At 60.3% G+C, this 19,007-nt stretch carries 17 protein-coding genes; 6 read left to right on the plus strand and 11 right to left on the minus strand.

Translation table 11 applies throughout. The features are described 5' to 3' along the window. The first annotated feature begins 19 nt into the window (after positions 1 to 19). From Q0887_RS07485 to Q0887_RS07500, 4 genes are all read left to right on the plus strand, one after another. The gene (locus Q0887_RS07485) at positions 20 to 1,183 is read left to right on the plus strand and encodes an aromatic ring-hydroxylating dioxygenase subunit alpha (protein ID WP_299193649.1); all 1,164 of its coding nucleotides are present in this window, start codon (positions 20 to 22) and stop codon (positions 1,181 to 1,183) included. Beyond that, on the plus strand, positions 1,180 to 2,631 hold the full coding sequence (locus Q0887_RS07490; RefSeq protein WP_299193651.1) for an aldehyde dehydrogenase family protein: 1,452 nt from the start codon (positions 1,180 to 1,182) through the stop codon (positions 2,629 to 2,631). The genes Q0887_RS07485 and Q0887_RS07490 overlap by 4 nt, the downstream gene beginning before the upstream one ends. 9 nt (positions 2,632 to 2,640) lie before the next feature. Further along, a complete protein-coding gene (locus Q0887_RS07495; RefSeq protein WP_299193652.1) occupies positions 2,641 to 3,918 on the plus strand; it encodes a Xaa-Pro peptidase family protein in 1,278 nt (425 codons plus the stop codon). Positions 3,919 to 4,034: 116 nt separating this feature from the next. Further along, positions 4,035 to 5,381 (plus strand): FAD-binding oxidoreductase, encoded by a 1,347-nt coding sequence (locus Q0887_RS07500; RefSeq protein ID WP_299193654.1) that lies wholly within the window; start codon positions 4,035 to 4,037, stop codon positions 5,379 to 5,381. Positions 5,382 to 5,402: 21 nt separating this feature from the next. Here the strand turns inward: Q0887_RS07500 and Q0887_RS07505 are convergent, their stop codons facing one another. The 8 genes from Q0887_RS07505 to Q0887_RS07540 all read right to left on the minus strand — a co-directional run bounded on the left by Q0887_RS07505 (position 5,403) and on the right by Q0887_RS07540 (position 13,131). Beyond that, the gene (locus tag Q0887_RS07505; RefSeq protein ID WP_299193656.1) at positions 5,403 to 6,938 is read right to left on the minus strand and encodes a trimethylamine methyltransferase family protein; all 1,536 of its coding nucleotides are present in this window, start codon (positions 6,936 to 6,938) and stop codon (positions 5,403 to 5,405) included. 12 nt (positions 6,939 to 6,950) lie between these two features. Continuing rightward, the gene (locus tag Q0887_RS07510; protein WP_299193658.1) at positions 6,951 to 8,903 is read right to left on the minus strand and encodes an ASKHA domain-containing protein; all 1,953 of its coding nucleotides are present in this window, start codon (positions 8,901 to 8,903) and stop codon (positions 6,951 to 6,953) included. 7 nt (positions 8,904 to 8,910) lie between these two features. Further along, a complete protein-coding gene (locus tag Q0887_RS07515; protein WP_299193659.1) occupies positions 8,911 to 9,327 on the minus strand; it encodes a GFA family protein in 417 nt (138 codons plus the stop codon). Beyond that, a complete protein-coding gene (locus Q0887_RS07520; RefSeq protein ID WP_299193661.1) occupies positions 9,302 to 10,207 on the minus strand; it encodes a methyltetrahydrofolate cobalamin methyltransferase in 906 nt (301 codons plus the stop codon). Before Q0887_RS07520 ends, Q0887_RS07515 begins: the two co-directional genes overlap by 26 nt. Positions 10,208 to 10,220: 13 nt before the next feature. Then, positions 10,221 to 11,276, minus strand: a complete 1,056-nt coding sequence (locus Q0887_RS07525) for a methylenetetrahydrofolate reductase (protein ID WP_299193662.1) — start codon at positions 11,274 to 11,276, stop codon at positions 10,221 to 10,223. Beyond that, complete coding sequence (locus Q0887_RS07530) at positions 11,269 to 11,712, minus strand: methylenetetrahydrofolate reductase C-terminal domain-containing protein (RefSeq protein ID WP_299193664.1); 444 nt, start codon at positions 11,710 to 11,712, stop codon at positions 11,269 to 11,271. The genes Q0887_RS07525 and Q0887_RS07530 overlap by 8 nt, the downstream gene beginning before the upstream one ends. Next, a complete protein-coding gene (locus Q0887_RS07535) occupies positions 11,705 to 12,346 on the minus strand; it encodes a DUF1638 domain-containing protein (RefSeq protein WP_299193666.1) in 642 nt (213 codons plus the stop codon). Before Q0887_RS07535 ends, Q0887_RS07530 begins: the two co-directional genes overlap by 8 nt. 95 nt (positions 12,347 to 12,441) lie before the next feature. Beyond that, complete coding sequence (locus Q0887_RS07540) at positions 12,442 to 13,131, minus strand: corrinoid protein (RefSeq protein WP_299193668.1); 690 nt, start codon at positions 13,129 to 13,131, stop codon at positions 12,442 to 12,444. A gap of 175 nt (positions 13,132 to 13,306) precedes the next feature. Here Q0887_RS07540 and Q0887_RS07545 point away from each other — a divergent pair, with 175 nt between their 5' ends. Beyond that, a complete protein-coding gene (locus tag Q0887_RS07545; RefSeq protein WP_299193670.1) occupies positions 13,307 to 14,326 on the plus strand; it encodes a GlxA family transcriptional regulator in 1,020 nt (339 codons plus the stop codon). On the opposite strand, the gene Q0887_RS07550 is transcribed toward Q0887_RS07545, so the two are convergent. The 3 genes from Q0887_RS07550 to Q0887_RS07560 are packed head-to-tail and all read right to left on the minus strand — an operon-like array spanning position 14,323 to position 17,262. Then, entirely contained in the window at positions 14,323 to 15,549 is a 1,227-nt protein-coding gene (locus tag Q0887_RS07550; protein WP_299193671.1) for an MFS transporter, read from the minus strand. The genes Q0887_RS07545 and Q0887_RS07550 overlap by 4 nt on opposite strands. A 43-nt stretch (positions 15,550 to 15,592) precedes the next feature. Continuing rightward, complete coding sequence (locus tag Q0887_RS07555) at positions 15,593 to 16,195, minus strand: HD domain-containing protein (RefSeq protein ID WP_299193673.1); 603 nt, start codon at positions 16,193 to 16,195, stop codon at positions 15,593 to 15,595. Further along, entirely contained in the window at positions 16,192 to 17,262 is a 1,071-nt protein-coding gene (locus Q0887_RS07560; protein WP_299193675.1) for a TauD/TfdA family dioxygenase, read from the minus strand. Before Q0887_RS07560 ends, Q0887_RS07555 begins: the two co-directional genes overlap by 4 nt. A gap of 357 nt (positions 17,263 to 17,619) precedes the next feature. Between Q0887_RS07560 and Q0887_RS07565 the strand changes: the two genes are divergently transcribed. Beyond that, positions 17,620 to 18,996, plus strand: a complete 1,377-nt coding sequence (locus tag Q0887_RS07565; protein WP_299193677.1) for an L-serine ammonia-lyase — start codon at positions 17,620 to 17,622, stop codon at positions 18,994 to 18,996. Positions 18,997 to 19,007 lie beyond the last annotated feature (11 nt).

Below are 19,007 nucleotides of genomic sequence, written 5' to 3' on the forward strand. Positions count from 1 at the left end.
GGCAAGAGAGGCCCTGCGCATGTCGTCTGTTCTCGATTTTGAAGCGCTCGAAAGAGTCTGCCAACCGATTGAACAAGCACGCGGGCTGCCGAACGGCCACTATACCAGTCACGAACACTTCATTGCCGAGCGAGACGCCGTGCTGTTCCGCAGCTGGTGCGGGATCGGCTTCGGTAAGGACGTTCCAAAGGCAGGCGACGTTCACCCGGTAGCGTTCCTCGGCATGCCGCTGCTTCTGGTGCGCGGCCGCGAAGGGCAATTGCGGGTCTTCCAGAACGTCTGCCGCCATCGCGGAACAGTGTTGGTGGATGCACCTTGCAAGGTGCCCGGTAATCTCATCCGCTGCCCCTATCACAGCTGGTCCTACCGGCTCGATGGCGCGCTCGCGGCAACACCGCATCTGGGCGGCCCGGGAAAGAACAGCGATCCGGCATTCGACAAGAGCGATTTCGGACTGATCGAGATCGCTTCGCACGTTTGGCAGGATGTCGTCTTCGTCAATATTTCGGGCACGGCGCCTCCGTTTGAGGAATACGCCGCCAAAGTAATCGAACGATGGAGCGAGTTTGACCACCCTGTGCATTTCTGCGGACCGGAAAGCGCCTTTACCATAGACGTCGCAACCAACTGGAAGCTGGCGGTCGAGAACTATTGCGAATCCTATCACCTCCCCTTCGTCCATCCCGGTCTCAACACCTATTCGCGGCTGGAAGACCATTACGATATTATCGAGGATGGCCATTTTTCCGGTCAGGGTACGCGGGTCTACCGCCAGCTCGCGGGCGACGAGAAACAGCGATTCCCCGACTTTCCCGATCTGACAGAGAGTTGGGCCACTCAGGGCGAATATATCTCGCTGTTTCCCAATGTCTTGCTGGGCGTCCATCGCGATCACAGTTTCGCCATTGTCCTTGAGCCAGACGGGCCGGGGCGGACACGCGAGCACGTCTCGCTGTATTACGCTGACCCCAAAGTTGGCGATGAAGATTGGCGTGATCTACGCGAGCGCAATGCCGCGCTGTGGCAAACAGTGTTTGAAGAAGACGTCGCCTCGGTCGAAGGAATGCAACGCGGCCGCAGCGGGGTGAAATTCGATGGCGGCAAGTTCGCTCCGGCGATGGACCGGCCAACCCATGCCTTTCACCAATGGATTGCGAACGCGCTGATCGAGCAGGCGGGATGACGCATTCTCGAACGGAGGACGGGCTAGCGCGCAATTTCGTCGCCGGCGAATGGCGTGAAGGCGACGGCGGTGCGCGGATTGCTGTCGAGGATCCCGCCTCTGAAGAAATCGTGCTCGAGGCAGCGATCGCGGGAGAGCAAAGCCTAAGCTTAGCAATCGAGGCCGCACAAGGCTGCGTTGATCGCCGCATCCTTTCGGACATGCTTCCTGCCGAGCGCGCCGCCATGCTGCGGCGCGTCGCTACCGAAATCCGCGCACTCGCATCAGAAGGTGCCCCGCTTTTGTCGCGCGAAAGCGGTAAGCGACTTGATGATGCGGAGGCTGAATTTGCCGAAGCAGCGAGCTATTTCGAATATTACTCAGGTCTCGCTGACAAGATCGAGGGGCGTTCAATCCCGCTGGGGCCGGGCCATGCCGACTTCACTGTGCTCGAACCCTATGGCATCTCGGCCCAGATCATCCCCTGGAATTATCCGGTCTCGCTCGCCGCGCGCTCGCTGGCACCAGCATTGGCAGCGGGAAATTGCGCGATCCTCAAGGCACCCGAACTCGATCCTGCCGCGCTCTTGATGGTCGGCCATGCGATCGAGCGGGCGGAAGTGCCAAAAGGCGCAGTATCGATCCTCAATGGCTATGGTGCAGAGCTAGGCGCAAGCCTCGCCGGGTCGCCTTTGATCGATCAGATCGTCTTCACCGGTTCGGTCGCCACCGGGCAGGCAATCTTGCACGCCGCAGCCGAAACCGTGACTCCCGCGCTGGTTGAACTGGGCGGCAAGTCCGCCGCGATTGCCTTTGCAGATGCTGATGCAGCGGCGCTGGTCGAAAGCGTAAAATGGGGCATTTTCAACAATGCGGGGCAGGTCTGTTCGGCCATGTCGCGGCTGCTGGTCCACCGCTCACGTCACCGGGACGTTGTCGAGCGGCTGGTCGCCATGGCTAAATCTCTGTCGATAGGTGATGGGCTGTCGAATAGTGACCATACACCGCAAATTTCCTCCACCCAACTCGAACGGGTCGAGGCGATGGTCGCCGCGGCCCGAGACAGCGGACAGAAAGTGGTCACAGGCGGCACCCGAATTGACAGAGCCGGACATTTCATGGCCCCGACGATCCTTGATGAGGTCGACCCTGCCAGTCCGATCGCGCAGGAGGAAATCTTCGGACCAGTGCTGTGCGTCACCCCATTCGACAGCGACGAAGATGCCATCGCGATTGCCAATGGCACCGAGTTCGGTTTGGTCGCGGGAGTCTTCACCCGCGACGTTGGTCTGGCCTTGCGGACTGCGAACCGGCTTCGCGCAGGGCAGGTCTTCGTCAATCAATGGTTCGCCGGCGGAATTCAGACCCCCTTCGGCGGCGTTGGCAAATCGGGTTTTGGCCGGGAAAAGGGCGTCGAGGCACTCGCGAATTACGTCCGCACCAAGAATATCGCCATCGCGCTGGATTGAGCGAGCGTTATGCAATCGCGCATTGGCCCGAGTGCAGGCAAGCCCTCCGCTACCACCATCGAACCAAGCCCGATCGCATTGCGCGAATGGAGCGAACTCGGACTAGCTTTGCCTAACCTTGATACGATGCGCGCCTATCGCCTGAAGCGCGTCATTGCCGAGATCGGCCGGAGAGACATCGCTGCGATCCTTTGCTTCGACCCCATCAACATCCGCTACATCACCGATTGCACGAACATGCAGCTCTGGGTGGCGCACAATCCATGCCGGGCGGTTCTTGTATCCGCTTCGGGACGCGTGATCCTGTGGGACTTCGAAGGGTGCGCGCATCTCTCAGCAGACCTGCCGTTAGTTGGTGAAACACGTTCAGGCGGCGGCGCGCCAGTATTCAGTTATGGCGAGCAAGCGGGAACGGCAGCAGCCAGATTCGCGGCCGAAGTTGCGGAGGTGCTGCTCGAGGTCGGCGGGCGCGACGGACGGCTTGCGATAGATCGCGCCGACCCAGCGGTGATCTTCGCGTTCCAGAACTGCGGGATCGAACTGGTCGAGGGCCAGCAAGCAATGGAGCGCGCAAGAGAGATCAAATCCGCTGACGAGATTGCCGCGATACGCTGCGCCATCGCCGCATGCGATGCCAGCGTGGCAGAGATGCGTACAGCCTTCCACCCGGGCATCAGCGAGGTTGAGCTTTGGTCGCACCTTCACGCGGGCAATATCAAGCGCGGCGGGGAATGGATCGAAACACGCCTGCTGACCTCAGGCCCGCGCACCAATCCGTGGTATCAGGAATGCAGCGGACGGATCATCGAACCTGGCGATCTGGTAGCGTTCGACACCGATCTGATCGGCGCGTTTGGCTATTGCGTCGACTATTCGCGCACTTGGCTGGCAGGAGAAGCGAGAGCCTCCGATCATCAGCGCCGCCTCCACGAAATCGCACTCGCCCATGTCAGACACAATGCCGCGCTAATCGTGCCCGGCGCGAGCTATGCGGAGATAACCCAGCAGTCCTATCGCCTGCCCGAAGAATTCCGCGCTCGGCGCTACAGCGTACTCGCGCATAGCGTAGGCATGGCCGATGAATGCCCCGCGATCCGATACCCAGAAGATTCCGATGAAACCGATCCGCAAGGCATTGTCGAACCGGGTATGGTTTTCGCAGTCGAGGCCTTTGTTGGTTCCGAACACGGCGGCGAAGGTGTCAAGCATGAGGACATGTTCCTCGTCACCGAAACGGGCAATGAGCGGCTGACTCATTTCCCGCTCGATCCGGCTTTGATGGCCTAACCCGGTCAAGCATTTCTGTTCGATGCCATCAGAGCCTGTGATGCAAGCTATCAGCGGTTGGCCTGCGAACCCGCCGGTGGCAGTTTGAGCAGGTTGCGAAGAAGGAGAGACCAAGAATGACCCTTCCCGAATATGCGCCCTATGTGATCGTCGGTGCAGGCGTTCACGGCCTTTCGACCGCTTATCATCTCGCGGTTCTGCTGCGCGAACGCGGACTCGGCTCGGGCAAGGACATTGTCATCCTCGACAAGGGCGATGTCGGCTCAGGCGCATCGGGCATTGCCTGCGGCGTGGTGCGCAACAACTATTTCCAGCCGGCCATGCGCGAATTGATGGCGCATTCAGTCGCGGTTTGGGAGGAGGATGCGGAAACTTACAGCTACCATCCGGTCGGCTATATGCAGATTTCCGCTGAAAGCATGCATGCCGACGTCGCCTCGATCTATGATCAGCAAAAGGCGATCGGCTACGAAAGCAGCTTCATCGAGGGCGAGCGAGACAGCGCGCGTTACATGCAATCGATATTCTCAGACTGGCAGGCCCAGGGCGTAACCTCGGTCCTGCATGAGAAGAAGGGCGGCTATGCTAACAACATGCTCGCCATGCAGGGCCTTTGGAAGAAGGCGCAAAGCGAAGGGGTGCGGCTGTTTGGCGGCACAACAGTCACCGGCTTCCGCAGCGCTAGTGGCAATTCCTCTGCTATCAGCACGGTGCTGACGGATCGCGGAGAGATCGGCTGCGAACAAGTGGTGATCGGCGCAGGCCCATGGGTGCGCGACTTCTGGTCAATGCTCGAATTGCCGCCGACCATCGAAGTGCGCGGTGGTGACGGAACACTCCATCGCGATGTTCCGATGTGGAAGTTCTGGCAGCTTGAGGAAGGCGTGCTGGCAGTCGATCCGGATATCCAGAAGACCAATGACGGAAATATGCCGCCGGTGATCCATATCGACACCGATGCGCCGCTCCATTCGATTGTCGACGGCTCGCTGATCACGGACGAGCTTTGGGGCATTTATTACAAGCCTGATTTCAACTTCAACGGCATTCAGGGCGGCGCGATGCCCTATGAGGTGACAACTCCCGCTGAAGAACTGGCGATTGATCCATATGGTCCGGCGAGCCCTGAATGGATTTCCTCACCAGATTTTGCGGTCATGTGGGTCTCCGCCCTCGCCCATTGTCAGAAACGTTTCGAAGGCCGGATGGCTGACTACCACAAGGAGCCTTCGGGCGGCGTCGGTTGCTTCACGCCCGACAGTTTTCCTGTGATTGACGTGTTCCGCGAGAACGCATGGGTGATCGCCGACAGCAATCACGGATACAAGATGATCGGGGTGGGCAAACTGTTAGCGCAGGAAATCCTCGGCGAGAAAAGCCGCCTGCTCGAACCGTTCCGCTTCGCGCGATATGCTGAAGGCAAGCTGCACCCCGTCTCCAACAGTCCCTATCCGTGGAGCTGATGGAGCGGGTGCAAGCCGTCCTTAGCTGATGTTTGAATCAGGGAAGCTCGCCTTGCGGGTTTCCATGAACTCGACCAGTCGCGCGTCGATCTCCGGGTCAAGCTCGGGCGCGACATAGCCCGCCAGCAGCTGCTTGTAGAGCTTTTCCGCGCGCTCTTCGGCACTCGTCGAACCATCCTCGATCCACTGCTCGTAGCTGTTATTGTCGGCAATGGTCGAACGGTAGAACGCGCTTTTGAAGTTTGCCTGCGTGTGGCTGCAACCAAGGAAATGTTGGCCCGGGCCGACTTCGCGCAGCGCGTCCATCGCCTGCCCGTTTTCGCTCATATCCACGCCCTTAGCATAGACCGCCATCATCGCCGCCTGATCGCAGTCCATGACGAATTTCTCGTAACCCATGGCAAGCCCGCCTTCGAGCCAGCCGGCGGTATGGAGCATGAAGTTTACCCCTGCGAGCAGGCCCTGTTGCAATGTGTTTGCCGCTTCATAAGCGGCCTGCGCGTCGGGGACTTTGGAAGCGGTGAAGCCGCCTGCGCTACGGAACGGCACGCCGAGCCTCCGCGCGAGTGCTGCGCCGGTGTTGATCACCAGTGAGGCTTCGGGTGAGCCAAAGGTTGGTGCACCCGACTGCATCGACATCGAGCTGACGAAATTGCCGTAGATCACCGGCGATCCGGGTCGCACGAGCTGGGCAAGCGACATGCCGACCATGCCTTCGGCCAGCGACTGCGCCGCGACCGCCGCCACCGTCACTGGCGACATTGCGCCTGCGACGATGAAAGGACTGACCATCACCGCCTGATTGTGCCGGGCATAGACTTTGAGCGAGCCGAGCATGGTGTCGTCAAAGGTCATGGGCGAATTGGCGTTGATCAGGTTGATCAGCACGCAATTGTTTTCGACGAAGTCGTCGCCGAATACGATCTTGGCCATGGCGACCGAATCCTCGGCGCGTTCGGGGTGCGTGACCGAACCCATGAACGCCTTGTCGCTATATTTGATGTGGCTGTAGACCATGTCGAAATGGCGCTTGTTCACCGGCAGGTCGACCGGTTCACAGATCGTGCCGCCCGAATGGTGCAGGCTGTCGGCCATGTAAGCGAGCTTCACGAAATTGCGGAAGTCCTCGATCGTTGCATAGCGGCGGCCCTCTTCACGCGAATAGACGAAGGGGGAGCCGTAGGCCGGAACCAGCACGGTGTTGTTGCCGCCGATCTCGACATTGTTGGCCGGGTTGCGCGCGAACTGGGTAAACTGGCGCGGTGCGGTGGCCTGGATCAGCTCGCGGCACATACCGCGCGGGAAGCGAACCCGCTCGCCATCGGCAGTGGCACCTGCCTTGACGAATATCTCGATTGTTTCAGGATCGTCCTTGATGTCGATCCCGATCTCTTCGAGGATTGTCTCGGCATTGGCTTCGATAGTCGCAAGGTCGGCATCGCCGAGCACCTCGTAAGGCGGAATATTGCGCTTGATATAGGGTGCGCGCGGCTGTGCTTCGGCAGCATTGGCTGCGGCGCGGCCACGACGGCCTCCGGAACGTCCTTCTCTCGGCATACTCAATCCTTCCTATGCTGTCCTGTCGCGCGAGCGGCGCCGGCGGCCCCGCCCCTGCTTGTTTTCATCGTTCGTCTGGGGCGCAGTGGGAAATGCCATCGCCTCGACGAAGTAATCCTGGAATTTGGGTTCGGTCGCGGTTTCGACTTTTTCGATCTTGCGCACCGCTTCGACCAGTTTGCGCTGTTCGGCGCGGTTGAACATCGCCATTGCGGCGCCCATCCCCGCCGCGTTGCCGATCGAACTGATCTGCGCTGCCTCCGCTCCCGGTATGATCCCGATCCGCGCGACGTAGTCTGCGTCGAGATGATTGCCGAACGCGCCTGCGAGCAGCACTTCGTCGAAAGTTTCGCAGCCAAGGTGGTCGGTGAGAAGCCGCACGCCCGCAGCCAGCGCCGCTTTCGCCAGTTGCACGCTGCGAATATCGGTCTGTTTGACCCAGATTTGCGCGCCGGGTTGGTCCACCAGCAGGAACTTCCAGCTGTTCCCGTCAGCGACAAAGCGCGCCGGACAGGCCTGGGGCCGGAACAAGCCTCCGCGATCGATAAAGCCTGCATCCGCAAGCTCGACCATGACCTCGAATATGCCCGATCCGCAAATGCCGCTGATCCGGTGCGGGAGGACTGAGCCGTCGCTGTCCGACAGCCACTCGCCGTGTCCTATAATTCGGACCTTGCTTGCGCCTGTTGCCGGATCGATCCGCACGCGCTCGATCGCACCCTTGCTGGCCCGCACGCCTGCGCTGATTTCCGCGCCTTCGAAGGCAGGACCCGTAGGCGATGAAGCAGCGGCTACCTTGCCTCCATGGCTCAGCACAATCTCGGCATTGGTGCCGATATCGACCAGCAAGACGCTGCGTCCGTCCATTCTGTCGATCTGGGTGAGATAAGCGCCGGTCGTATCCGCGCCCACATGGCCGCCGACCAGCGGCAACATAGTCACCCGCGCGCTTTCCGAGATTCCCAGATCAAGCAATCGGGCGGGAATTTCGAAAAGCTCCTTCACCGCCAGCGTAAATGGCGCCTGCCCCAATTCGACCGGCGATATGCCGAGGAAGAGGTGATGCATGATCGGGTTGCCGACCGCCACAATCTCGAGAATCTGGTTGTGCCCCAGATTGAGCGTCGCGCGTGCCTGTTCCAGCATGGCCGCGATCTGTTCGCGCACCGCTTTGGTCAGTTTTTCCTCACCGCCCTTGTTGAGCATGCAATAGGACACCCGGCTCATCAGATCTTCGCCAAACCGGATTTGCGGGTTCATTGCAGAGGCTTCGTAGGCCAGCTCGCCCTGTGAAAGATCGTAGAGATAGAGCGCGATGGAGGTCGAGCCGATGTCGATGGCCGCCCCGTAAACGTGGAACATTTCCGGCGGCCAGACATCGATAACCTGGTGATCGTCGCGGACCACGGCAATCAAGCGCCGGTCATTCTTCGCCAGGATCGGCTGGAGTTTCACGAGCGCGCGATGCTTTGGCGAGGCTTCAATTCCAAACTGGCGCAGGGCAGCCGAAAGAGCCTCCGCGTCGGAAGGATTGTCGTCCAGCCCTTGCTGCGGCAGTTCGAGCATGTGGAGCGTCACCGCCGGGTCCAGCTCTGTCAGGAAGGCAACCGAAGCCTTGGAAATGCTAGTGTCGTATTCGCGCGCATCAGCGGGCACATCGACCACTACATCGCCCTGCACCTTCGCCCGGCAGGCAAGGCGGCGGCCTGCTTGCAAGCGCCCTTTGTCGACGCCCCGCTGTTCGCTTTCGGTCCAATCCGACAGCGCATTTTCGCCCACCGTAACGCCGTATTTGGCGTGATTGCCGGGCTCGACCTCAACCTGACAGCGATTGCACATGCCCTTGCCGCCGCAAATCGACTGCAAGTCAACTCCAGCCGCCAGCGCAACGTCATAGACGGTCTGTTCGCCGTCCGCTGTCGCGCGGATGCCCGAAGGGGTAAAGATGACCTTGTGTTCAGTCATATTCGTCTCAGACCCCGCCCTCCGGCTCAGCTGGCGATTGCGGCAGTCCGTCGCTGATCGCGTAATAAGAACCCTTTTCGCCGGTGAAGATATGGCCGGGCACCGCAATGCCATCAGTGTCATCAAGGCTGCCCGCTACCACGCTGATCGTCGCGCTTCCCGGCTGCCGCCAGAATAACGGGCTACCGCATTGGCGGCAGCGAGCGATCTCGGACGTGCCGGAATGCGCAGACCATGAAATAAACCCGTCCCATTCGAGATCGTCTTTCTCGGTCCGGCACGCGGCCATAAAATGCCCGGTGGCATAGCGGCACTGCCGGCAATGGCAGTACCAGATGTCGCGCAGCCCTTTTGCGCGGTAGGTCACGCTACCGCAAAGGCACTGCCCGGATCGCATATCAGCCACGACGTCTGCGGCTGCCACGGCGTCCACCGCGGCCTCCACCCTCACCCTCGGCAGGGGGCTCGCGATAGGTCTTGATCCAGTTCGCGCAATTGGGGTCGTTCCCGTTGAGCACATCCGCAGCCTTGATCGCCGGAACCAACCCGTCATGCAGCGGATTGAGGATTGCGCTGGTCATACCTGCGACTTGCAGCATAGGCAGGAAACTGTTGTTGATAGCGTGGCGGTTGGGCAGGCCGAAACCGATATTCGATGCGCCGCAGGTGGTGTTTACACCCAGCTCCTCACGCAACCGGCGGATCAGGCGAAACACGTCCTTGCCCGCCGAATTGATCGCACCAATCGGCATAACCAGCGGATCGACCACCACGTCCTCGGGCTTGATCCCGTGATCCTGCGCGCGCTCCACGATCAGCTTGGCAATCAAAAAACGTTCGTCGGGGTCTTCGGAGATGCCCGTCTCGTCATTCGAGATCGCGACGACCGCGGCGTCGTATTTCTTTACCAGCGGCAGCACCCGCTCCATCACTTCGCTTTCGGCGGTCGTGGAATTGACCAAAGCGCGCCCCTGATAGACCGAAAGGCCGGACTCGAGCGCCTCGATGATCGAGCTGTCGATGCATAGCGGCACATCGGTGATCGACTGTACGAGCTGGATCACCTCTGCGAGAATCTTGGGTTCGTCAGCCAGCGGAATACCCGCATTGACGTCGAGCATCTGTGCGCCTGCCTCAACCTGCGCCAAAGCGTCGGCCTGAACGCGCGAATAGTCGCCTTCTTTCATCTCGGCAGCGAGCAGTTTGCGCCCTGTGGGATTGATCCGCTCGCCAATCATTACGAAGGGCTGGTCAAAGCCGATCACGACTTCCTTTGATGCGGAACTGAGTACGGTGCGTGACATGCGGGTATAATCCTTAAACTTGAGCCGCCTGGAATTGATGTTCGATATTGGTGTGCAGCGCTTCTTCCGCGCGGGCGAGGCCCCAGGGTTTACGGCCTCCCAACACGCCGGAACGGGTGACGATCTCGCCCACGAACTGCTCTTGCTTGTAAGCCATCAGGTGGATGCCGCTGATCCCCTCGATCTCGGCGAGCTGCTGCATCAGTTCGATAGCGATGACCCGGCCTTCCTCACGCGGTTTCTCCGCCTGTTCGAGGCGGCGGACGACGTGATCGGGAATATGGACACCAGGGATTGCGCTGCGCAGCCACATTGCCGTCTTTGCGCTGGCGAGGACCCCTACGCCCATGAGCACAAAACACTTCTCTGCAAGCCCCCGGTCGACCGATCGCGCCATGAAATCGCGCGCCATTTCAACGTCAAAGCAATATTGGGACTGCACAAATTGCGCACCTGCGGCGACCTTCTTCGCAAACTGATCGACCCGGTTGGCAATCGGCGGAGCAAAGGGATTGATCGACGCGCCAAGGAACATGCGCGGCCCTTCGTCGAGCTTTCGGCCTGAGAGAAAGCGCTCCTCATCGCGCAAGGTCCGGATCGTCTGCAGCAGTGATACGCTGTCGAGGTCGAACACCGGCTTCGCCTCAGGATGATCGCCAACGCTGACATCATCGCCAGAAAGACACAGAGCCGTACACACACCAAGTGCAGCCGCACCCAACACGTCACCCTGCATCGCGATCCGGTTGCGGTCGCGGCACGACAATTGGATGATCGGCGAGTAACCGACGCGCGTCAGCAGCGCGCAGACGCCCAGGCTCGACATGTGACAGTTAGCGCCTGACCCATCGGTCGCGTTGATCGCATCGACATAGCCGTCAAACTGCGCCGCGCGGTTCAGCACCTCGTCCGGGTCCGCGCTGTCGGGCGGTGCAATTTCGGAAGTGATTGCGAACTGGCCCGCACGCAGCACACGCTCGAAACGTCCGTGCGAAGAATGCCCTTCTCGCATCGACAAGGGATCGCCCGGATTCGCGCCATATTCGTCGAAGGCAAAATCTTCACTCATCGCGCGCCAGCTTTAGCCAGGACGATTTGCCTTTGTTTCGCTGATCAACTGCGAATTGCAGCTCGTGGATCGCCGCGTTGCCTTCCTGCATCCGGCTCGCGCCGTCCCACGCCGCGTGCCAGACGCAGCGCATCTCGGGCTTGACCTCGCACATGCCGTTCTCACGCACACCACCGCACGGACCGTTACGGATCGTCTTGGGGCAATTCATCGGGCAGGACATGCCGGTGCTCGACAGCACGCAATTGCCGCACATCTTGCAATCGAAGAAGAACTCCTTGCCGGCCCGCTCAACCGCGGTGATCGGGCGATCAAGACTGCGTCCGAACACTTTAGTGACGCCGCGAAGCAACGACACAATCGCCGGATTGACCGCGTTATAGACGCGCTCCATCCCGCGCGAATGGCGCACAGACCATAGGCGGACGCTATACATTCGCCTGAGCTCGGGGAGCGCCCGCCGTCGCAGCGATGGCAGAAGCCAGATCGCCATATCCGACATCGCGGAACTTATAATTCAAACCCAGCCGTTCGGCCGCTTCCTGCGCCTTGATGCGCAGCAAGGGCGTGTCGGTCTGCGCGAGATAAACGAGGTCGCGGTAATTGCCGAAGAGAGCCTCCAGCATCTCGGGATGCCGGTCGAGCGCCAGCCCTTCCCAGATCAACCGGTCGAAGTGTTTGACAAGGAAGTCGGTGACGAAAAAGCTCCCGACTTCAGCCTCGGTGATCTCCTCGAAGATCGGGTTGGTGGCATAGAATGCGTAGCAATGAGCATGCGGCAGACGCTCTGCATCGTGGCGCTCAAGCACGGCATCGAGCGCGCCGCCCGTGCCGCAATCGCCATAGCCGATCAGCACCTGCGAGTATTTCTCGCGATGAGCTGTCAGATATTCGTCAACGCGCGGCGCGATTTGGGCGGGACGATTGTGCAATTCAGCCGGAAGGCAGTGCAAGACCAGCGCGTTCTCTTCTATCCCGAGCTGGTCGCGCAGCGCGATGACCTCGCTCGCAAGAGCACCGCATGCCAGGATCAGTGCCGGGCCATCCGGGTTGCGCGTTGTCCGCGTCAAGCCAGTCCCGACCGCCCCTGCCTCACCTTGTGGCTTGGCACGCCGGGCCAGTCGTGACCGCCGTCCGCCCGACCGGCGAGCGGCACCGCCAACCATCAGTGGTTCTGCCCGACCAGAGCGCGCGCAAGCTCGGCGCTCATCGCTGCATCACGCCCATATTGAGTCGCACCGATCGCATCCGCGAATTCCTGGTTCAGCGGCGCACCGCCAACCATGACCGGCAGCTCTTTCATGATCCCGCGCTTGTCGAGCTCTTCGATCACCACACCCATATACGGCATCGTAGTGGTCAGAAGCGCCGACATGCCAAGAACCGCAGGCTCATGCTCGTCGATTGCAGCGAGATAGTTCTCAACCGGATTGTTGATGCCAAGGTCGATGACTTCGAACCCGGCCCCTTCAAGCATCATGCCGACAAGGTTCTTGCCAATGTCGTGAATGTCACCCTTGACCGTGCCGATGACATATTTGCCGAGGCTCGCCTTGTTCTCGCTGGTGGCGAGAATCGGGCGGAGCAGTTCCATGCCGGACTTCATCGCGCCTGCACATTGAAGGACTTCGGGCACGAACAGGATGCCATCGCGGAAATCGACCCCGACGATCCGCATGCCTTCAACCAGCGCATCGCTGAGCACTTCGTTTGCATCCCACCCACGATCGAGCAGGATCTTCGTGCCTTCGTGCACTTCGTCGGCTAGCCCGTCGTAAAGGTCGTCTTTCATCTGTTCGACGAGATCATCGTCATTCAGATCGCGCAGGATAATGTCTTCAGAATCATCACTCATGGGTTGCATCCTCTCCCGTGCGACCGAGACGGCAATGTGTCGCCCGGCAACCCTTCTCCCGAGGGTTGAATCAAAATGCGTCTCAGTGCGAATTCTGTCTATTCCGGATGCGACATCCGATGCTATAAATGCGACATTATCGCCGCCCAATTGCTGGTGCGGACTGGAGGCTCGAATGGGCGACGCTACCGAAGGCGGAGAAGGCGCGATTACGACGCTGACTCGCAAGTTCACTTTCCTGCTCGTGCCCGAATTCTCGATGATGGCGTTCACTGCGGCAATTGAGCCATTGCGCGCGGCAAACCGCGTTGCAGGCCAACCGCTTTATTCGTGGCGCGTGGCCACCCTCGATGGCAGCGAAGTGAAAGCCAGCAACGGCGTGAGCGTCGTTGCCGACGGGCCACTGGCCGAGGTATTCGAAGGCGGTGTGCTGCTGGTTTGTGCGGGCCTTTCAGCCAATGATCACGCCGACCCCGCCCTGCTAAAATCCCTGCGCTTGCAGGCGCGGCGAACCGATGCGCTGGGCGGTGTTTGCACCGGCAGCATCATCCTCGCGCGCGCAGGCTTGCTCGACAATTATCGCTGCACGGTCCACTGGGAAGACCTCGTCAGTTTTACCGAGAACTTCCCCGATCTCGATGTAACCTCGCGGCTTTACGAGATCGATCGCGACCGGGTGACCTGCTCGGGCGGCACCGCTCCGCTCGACATGATGATCCATTTCATCGCTCTGGATCATGGGCGCGAACTTGCCACCGGCGTCGCTGAACTGATGGTCCACCATTTCGCACGCGAAGCGCATGAACCGCAGCGGCTTTCGATCCTCGAGCGGACCGGCGTGCGCCACCCCAAATTGCTTCAGGCCATCGCCTTGATGGAGGAAGCCATCGAGCAGCCTGTTTCGGTCGACCTGATCGCTGACGGGGCCGGATTGTCGCCGCGACAGATGGAACGCCTGTTCCGGATGCATTTCCAGAAGACTCCGTCGCGCTATTATCTGGGATTGCGTCTGGCCCGTGCGCGGCATTTGCTCGGGCACACCGCGCTGCCGGTTGTGCAGGTCGCGCTCGCCACCGGATTCGCTTCGCCCGCACACTTCACCAAGTGTTACCGCGAGGCTTTCGGAAACACGCCAAGTGCTGAGCGTCAGGCACCTGTGAAGGCGCGCTTGGCGTCAAGCAAAGTGAGCGGTTAATCGCTGCTGCGAGGATCGAATTCGAATACGGCTGGCGTGGTTGGCCGCGCGACGACGAAATGCTCCTGCTCGCCGGCTGGAACGTTGCTCCGCCGCGCGGTGCGGTATAGGCCGAAAACGACCAGCCCTGCATGCATCGCAGCGGTGTAGCCGAATAGAGCCGACGGCCCGAATGCGGTGATGATCGACGGCGAGACGAGCGGGCCTGCAACCGAGCCAAGCCCGTAGATAAGCAGCAGCCCTCCACTGATGGCGACAAAGTCCTCTGGCTCGGCGTGATCGTTGGCATGAGCCGCTGCCAGTCCGAATATCGCCATGGCGAAAACCCCGTATCCGGCTGCGCCCGCCAGCATGGCGAATTCTGATCTTACGCCGAGCGCCATCAGCCCAGCTCCGGCCAGCGCGGCGCCTACAGACGCGAGGATCAGGATCATGCGCCTGTCGACTACGTCAGACAACAGACCCAGCGGATATTGCGCCGCCGCCCCGGCAAGGATAGCAGCGCTCATGAAACTCGCGATCATCGCCGAACCATAGCCCATCTGCTGGACGTAAATCGGCCCAATGGACCAGAACGCGCCATTGGTCAGCCCGACCACGAAACATCCCGCGACTGCGAGCGGAGAGACCGCCCATAATCGCCTTAGGTTGAGCTTTGCCTCGCGCGGCGGTGAGGGAAGCTCGATCTGGGTAAGGGCGACAGGAACGATAGCGACCGCAATCAACACTGCGACGAGCGAAAACAGGACGAAGCCGGCTGGATCAGCTAACAAAAGGAGATATTGCCCCACGGTCATCGCGGCAAAATCGATGATGCGATAGATCGATAGGACCTGCCCGCGATTGGCATTGGTCGAGCGCTCGTTGATCCAGCTTTCGATGATCATATAGAGCCCGGCAAAGCTGAATCCGACCACGACACGCAGACCGGTCCACAGCCAGGTCGACGGCTCGATTGCAAAGATGAGGCTCGATGCAGCCGCGAGCGCCGAAAGTGCTGCAAAAACACGAATGTGCCCGACCCTGCGAACCATCTCTGGCGTCATCAGGCAGCCAAGGATGAAGCCGAGATAATAGCCGGCCATAACGATCCCGATGGCTTGGAGCGGGAAGCCTTCAAGATTGGCGCGGATCGAGGTCAGCGTGCCAAGCAGCGCCCCCCCGGCAAGCAAAATCGCAGAAGAAATGAACAGCGAGCCAAGCGCGAGAAATTTCCGAGTCATGGCGCCACCTTCCGCCTGGAGCAGCCCGTAAGCCGCGAACCAACTATGCGGCGAACCGCGTCACGTATCCTCGCCGCAAATAGTCTTCATCCCACGCATCGCGCAAGAAAACCTGCTCCAGTTCCGGCGCAAAACTCTCTAGCCGATCGCTGCGATAGGACGGATCGAAGCTGGTCTGGTCCCACGCCTTGCAGAAATGCGCCGCGCCATCGAAATAGGGGTTAGCCCGATACTTCTCACGCGCATCGGGATCGAGCCCGACCTTGTCACCGTAATATTTGAACTGGAAGATTCCATGATGGCGCACAGCCCATGTGCACTCCTCGCGCACATAGGGCGCGATGATCGCAGCGGCGAGAGTGTCATGGTTTTGCGGTGCCAGTTCATCGCCAAGATCATGCAGCAAGGCTGCGACGATCCAGTCCGCATCAGCGCCTTCACGCCGGGCACGCGTCGCGGTTTGCAATGAGTGTTCGAGGCGCGAGACCTGATAGCCGGACAGCCCCTCGCCCAAAGACCGCAACCTCTCCATCAGCCTATCAGGCAGGCCCGCTTTGTAGGTCGCCTCATGTTGCTCTAGCAGCGCGTAATCCTCGCGCGTGCCTTCATCCATTCGGGTGAAGGAGACTGTCCGATCGCCGGTCACGCCGCTTCCCTGCCAAGGCTGGCGACCCCGTCGCGCATCAATGTGCGCCACAGGCTGCGCGGTCCGTCATGGTCGATATAGCAGCCTTGAAGGTGCCTGCGCCCAGTGTTGCCATCAAACGCGGTTCGCCCGTGCAATGTGCGGCGGTTGTCCATCATCAGGAGCAGGCCCGGCTCGAACGGGAAACTGACGACGAATTCAGGGTCAGCAGCCAGTTTTTGGAGCCGCCGCCGCCCGGAATAAAACAGATCGAGCTTATCAGGCGGCGCGGGCAAGACGTAGTCAAGCCGCGTGCTGAGCCTCAGTCCGATCATCTGGCCGTGCTTGTCGCGCTCGATCAGCGGGCTCGAATCCTCAACGATGCAGCCGTAAGTGTCGTACCGGAATCGCACCGGCAATTCTGCTAGAACTTCCGCTTCATCGGGTGCCAGTTCGGCGAGCCGTTCCGTGATCGCGAGGCCATCGACAATGGTCGAGAGACCGCCCGCCACACCGTTCTCCAGACAATGCAGGAACTGAATACCCGGCACCGGAAAGCGATAAGGGTTGTCGGTATGCGCCGCGAGCGCCAGTCCGGTATAGGCAAGGTCTGACGCGGACGGCTTTGTCACGACATCAAACAACTGCCCCCAGTGGGTATCGCGGACAAACCCGAAGCGCGATGCGAGTTGATGGAGATCACCGGGATTGTTGGGGGTACCGCGCATGATGCAGAACCCGTAACGGAAGAACCCGTCGAGCAATCGCCGCATGCCGTCTGCCTCGTCGAGTTCCTCGTAACGGATCGCTGGCAGTTCGCTCAATGCGGTGGTCCATGGGACCGGAGCGGGCGGTTGCTCACGGTCATCCTCCCACCCGCATTCGATTGCCAGAAGAGCAGGGTCAAAACGTGCAACATAGCCATCGCTGAAACGCACCCTAGGCGCCCCGTCCGCGTCCGTCTCGACCGCTTCCACCCGCAAATCGGCAGGCAGGTCGCTGGTTTCGTAGAGTCGCTGGTGATTCACCGGGTCAAGCGCGTCAGGCTCGCTGACCCTCTCGCGAAGCCAGGTCGGATGCAGTTGCATGCTCCGGCCTCCAGGGCCTGCAAGGATAGCGCCGCCTGAGGCAGGATCGGGCTTGAGAGAGGCACCAACAGTCATACCGGCAACTCCCGCCGTGTTTGTATCCATCACGTTTTGACGAATTCCGACCTGATTGGGAAGCGTTTTTGATCTTTCCTGCGATCAAAATGACTGACCAGAGCCAGAGATCGAATGGTAATTAAAGCATTGTTTTACCTATCTTATATGAACTTCCCGATTTTACATTATCCAAGCTGAAGCGCACAATCATTTTCACTGATCGCCAAAGCACGCCTCCAGTTTTTCTCGACCGAAGCGCGGCTTCGCGGCATGGGGCGCTTTCATGCAGGGAGCGAGGCCATGAGCGTTAGTTTTTTCGAGCTGTTCAAGATCGGGATCGGCCCGTCTAGTTCGCACACCGTCGGACCGATGGTCGCTGCCTTGCGCTTTGTGGAATGGCTCGAAGAACAAGCCGCTCTGTCGCAGGTTGCGCGTGTGACTATCGACCTTTACGGCTCGCTGGCTCTGACAGGCAAAGGGCACGGCTCGGATACCGCCGTGCTGCTCGGCCTTGCGGGTCATACGCCTGACGGGCTGGATCCGGATGAAGTCCCGGCACTGCTCGCATCCATACGCATGGAAAAACGAATCAAACTGCTTGGCAGTCAGCGGATACCGTTCGACGAAGAGTCTGATCTGCGCTTCCTCCATAAAAAGCGCATGCCGTTCCATTCCAACGCCATGGCCTGCGAGGCCTTTGACGAGAATGGCGAGATGCTGGCGAGCCGGCTCTACTATTCGATTGGTGGCGGTTTCGTCGTCGACGAGGTCGAAGCGGGCCAGAACGCTCCTTCTGCGATGGATGCCGGTGTCCCGCATGATTTCGCGTCAGGCGCAGAGCTGCTCGAAATGTGCGAAGCGGAAGGCCTGTCCATCGCCGAGCTGATGCTTCGCAACGAATGCGCGCGGCAACCAGTTGAACAGGTCGAGGCGGGTATCGATGCGATCGCTGCTGCGATGATGGCTTGTATCGACCGCGGCTGCCGGCAGACAGGCACTTTGCCGGGCGGCCTCAACGTGAAACGCAGAGCACCGTCGATTGCAACCGAACTGCGCGAGAGGCAAGAGGCATCGCTCAGCGAGCCGCTTGGCACGCTTGACTGGATCAATCTATGGGCCATCGCGGTCAATGAGGAGAACGCTGCGGGGGGCCGTGTTGTGACCGCCCCGACCAATGGCGCAGCCGGCATTATTCCGGCGGTCCTACGCTATTACGAACGCTGCTATCGCGGCACTCCGGAAGGCAAGCGTATCTTCCTGCTGACCGCCGCCGCGATCGGATCACTCTACAAGCGCAATGCCAGCATTTCTGGCGCCGAAGTCGGCTGTCAGGGAGAAGTCGGGGTCGCCTGCTCTATGGCAGCAGCAGGCCTGACCGCAGCATTGGGCGGCGATATCTGGCAGGTGGAGAACTCAGCCGAAATCGGAATGGAGCACAATCTGGGGCTCACTTGCGATCCCGTTGGCGGACTGGTCCAGATCCCGTGTATCGAGCGCAATGCGATGGGCGCGGTCAAGGCTATCGACGCCAGCCGCCTCGCCTTGATGGGCGACGGCAGCCACATGGTCAGCCTCGACAAGGTGATCGAGACCATGCGCCAGACCGGCATGGATATGCGTCGCAAATACAAGGAAACCAGCAAAGGCGGGCTGGCTGTGAATGTAGTGGAATGTTGAGGCGAGCGGCA

Source organism: uncultured Erythrobacter sp. (assembly GCF_947492365.1).
Taxonomy (GTDB): Bacteria; Pseudomonadota; Alphaproteobacteria; order Sphingomonadales; family Sphingomonadaceae; genus Erythrobacter.

What these genes read in the sequence shown, in the direction of transcription:
- Q0887_RS07485 (WP_299193649.1), top strand. Translation starts at nt 20, where the DNA reads ATGTCGTCTGTTCTCGATTTTGAAGCGCTCGAAAGAGTCTGCCAACCG.
- Q0887_RS07490 (WP_299193651.1), top strand. Translation starts at nt 1,180, where the DNA reads ATGACGCATTCTCGAACGGAGGACGGGCTAGCGCGCAATTTCGTCGCC.
- Q0887_RS07495 (WP_299193652.1), top strand. Translation starts at nt 2,641, where the DNA reads ATGCAATCGCGCATTGGCCCGAGTGCAGGCAAGCCCTCCGCTACCACC.
- Q0887_RS07500 (WP_299193654.1), top strand. Translation starts at nt 4,035, where the DNA reads ATGACCCTTCCCGAATATGCGCCCTATGTGATCGTCGGTGCAGGCGTT.
- Q0887_RS07505 (WP_299193656.1), bottom strand. Translation starts at nt 6,938, where the DNA reads ATGCCGAGAGAAGGACGTTCCGGAGGCCGTCGTGGCCGCGCCGCAGCC.
- Q0887_RS07510 (WP_299193658.1), bottom strand. Translation starts at nt 8,903, where the DNA reads ATGACTGAACACAAGGTCATCTTTACCCCTTCGGGCATCCGCGCGACA.
- Q0887_RS07520 (WP_299193661.1), bottom strand. Translation starts at nt 10,207, where the DNA reads ATGTCACGCACCGTACTCAGTTCCGCATCAAAGGAAGTCGTGATCGGC.
- Q0887_RS07525 (WP_299193662.1), bottom strand. Translation starts at nt 11,276, where the DNA reads ATGAGTGAAGATTTTGCCTTCGACGAATATGGCGCGAATCCGGGCGAT.
- Q0887_RS07530 (WP_299193664.1), bottom strand. Translation starts at nt 11,712, where the DNA reads ATGTATAGCGTCCGCCTATGGTCTGTGCGCCATTCGCGCGGGATGGAG.
- Q0887_RS07540 (WP_299193668.1), bottom strand. Translation starts at nt 13,131, where the DNA reads ATGAGTGATGATTCTGAAGACATTATCCTGCGCGATCTGAATGACGAT.
- Q0887_RS07545 (WP_299193670.1), top strand. Translation starts at nt 13,307, where the DNA reads ATGGGCGACGCTACCGAAGGCGGAGAAGGCGCGATTACGACGCTGACT.
- Q0887_RS07550 (WP_299193671.1), bottom strand. Translation starts at nt 15,549, where the DNA reads ATGACTCGGAAATTTCTCGCGCTTGGCTCGCTGTTCATTTCTTCTGCG.
- Q0887_RS07560 (WP_299193675.1), bottom strand. Translation starts at nt 17,262, where the DNA reads ATGCAACTGCATCCGACCTGGCTTCGCGAGAGGGTCAGCGAGCCTGAC.
- Q0887_RS07565 (WP_299193677.1), top strand. Translation starts at nt 17,620, where the DNA reads ATGAGCGTTAGTTTTTTCGAGCTGTTCAAGATCGGGATCGGCCCGTCT.